This window comes from Paraburkholderia dilworthii, assembly GCF_000472525.1.
Taxonomy (GTDB): Bacteria; Pseudomonadota; Gammaproteobacteria; order Burkholderiales; family Burkholderiaceae; genus Paraburkholderia; species Paraburkholderia dilworthii.
In genome coordinates, this window is sequence record NZ_AWZT01000132.1 from 1 (window position 1) to 1560 (window position 1560).

Consider the following 1560-nt stretch of genomic DNA (forward strand, 5'->3'; position numbering starts at 1 on the left):
CGTTGAGGCATGTGACATTCAGCGAGAACTGCGCTCCAGCTGCGGTCGAACCGACTCCTGTGAGTGCGCTGCTGGCAATGGTCGGCAACGTGATGCTTCGGTTCAGGCCACCCACGCCGAAATCGCACGTGATCGGCAGAACCGAGGCGCCCACGGTCAGGCTAGTTCCACAGGCGACCGCGTTAGGGTGGGAATTGCTAAAATAGTAAGGCCCGCTCGCGGGGAAGTAATCGTCAGGTTCTGTGGGCAAGTAGTTACCATTGCCATAGGAATAGACACACATGCTGGCCAAGTTGCCCGTGATCGCACCGGTGCCCGGGCTGGCGGTCATTTTCACAAAGCGAACTTGCAGATTCATATTCATCGCTTGCAATTCGCCGCCGGCCGCTGTGGTGGACGTGAAATACGCCTGATCCACCACATTGAACGAAGGCGTCTGAGGTGACGCACACGCATTCCCATTACCGGTAATCGGTGCGGCCGGTGCGGGCGGCGCACCCGGCTTCATGGCCTTATATACGCCGGGCGTGCAATTATTGGAAAATCCCAGAACGTAGCCGATCCCCGGCACACTTGTGGGGTAGACATCATACGTCACGCCATTGTCCGTTACCGTCGTGCCCGACGCAGCCGGCCCGGTCAGATAGAAGAAATTGGCCATTGCCTGGCGGTACGACGAGAGTGTGCTCTTGCAGCCGGCGCCGGCTACAGAGTGGATGTTTGACGCGTACCACGGCGTGATGAATCCGCCGACCGGCGCCACTGCCACGTCAGCGCTGTCGATAGCGGGCACATTCACGGGGATCGAACCTGTGCAACTTATGCCCACAGCAGCGGACGCCAACTGTGGTGTCGCCAGGGCAGCCGCCGCCAACAGAAGCGACCAAGCTATTCTCTTTGCCAGGCGGTTAAGAAGTAAACTCACATACGCTTTCATTTACAAATTTCCTTCGCTGACGCGTCCCGGCTTCGAGGCGGCCTGCGTGGTATATCGCGTTGCCATCTTACCCGCGTACTCGATCACCTGGCGCTCAGTCGCGGCCTGCCCACCGTGATCCTCACCGACAACGGCAAGAAATTCTGCGGCAAGGCGATGGTCACGTGGGCGTACGAGCGCGATTTGCAGTTACGCCTGATCGAACCAGGCAAGCCTAACCAGAACGCCTAAGTCGAATCCTTCAACGGCCGCCTGCGCGATGAATGCCTCAACGAGCACTGGTTTCCGAGCCTCCTTCACGCGCGCGCCGAGATCGAAGCCTGGCGACGGGAATACAACGAGGAACGACCCAAGCGTGCACTGGGCGGGCTGACGCCTGCCGCCTGTGCGAAGCAGTTAAAGTAACCCCGGACTATATTGCCCCGCTACTGAAAGTGGGGGGACGTCGGGGTCACTGCAGAAATGCCATCGTTACGCCGCTATTGGTAATTCACCGTGACCGTGGCAATTGCCGTAATCGAACCGGGCGTGACCGACGCAGCGGACTGGAAATACTCAGCCCGGAACGGTAATACATTTGGGCCGCCAGGATTGCCGACGTGGGTATCCTTGTTGAATATCAC

1 protein-coding gene and 1 pseudogene are annotated in these 1560 nt (G+C 58.9%); one reads left to right on the forward strand and one right to left on the reverse strand.

Features of this window, described 5'->3' with window-relative positions; all coding sequences use genetic code 11:
• The coding region (locus F759_RS39940) for a hypothetical protein (RefSeq protein ID WP_407668576.1) at nucleotides 1-937 on the reverse strand (937 nt) is incomplete at its 3' end.
• Nucleotides 938-1006: 69 nt separating this feature from the next.
• On the opposite strand from F759_RS39940, the pseudogene F759_RS39945 reads away from it, so the two are divergent.
• A pseudogene (locus F759_RS39945) lies at nucleotides 1007-1342 on the forward strand (integrase core domain-containing protein); the annotation flags it as partial.
• Nucleotides 1343-1560 lie beyond the last annotated feature (218 nt).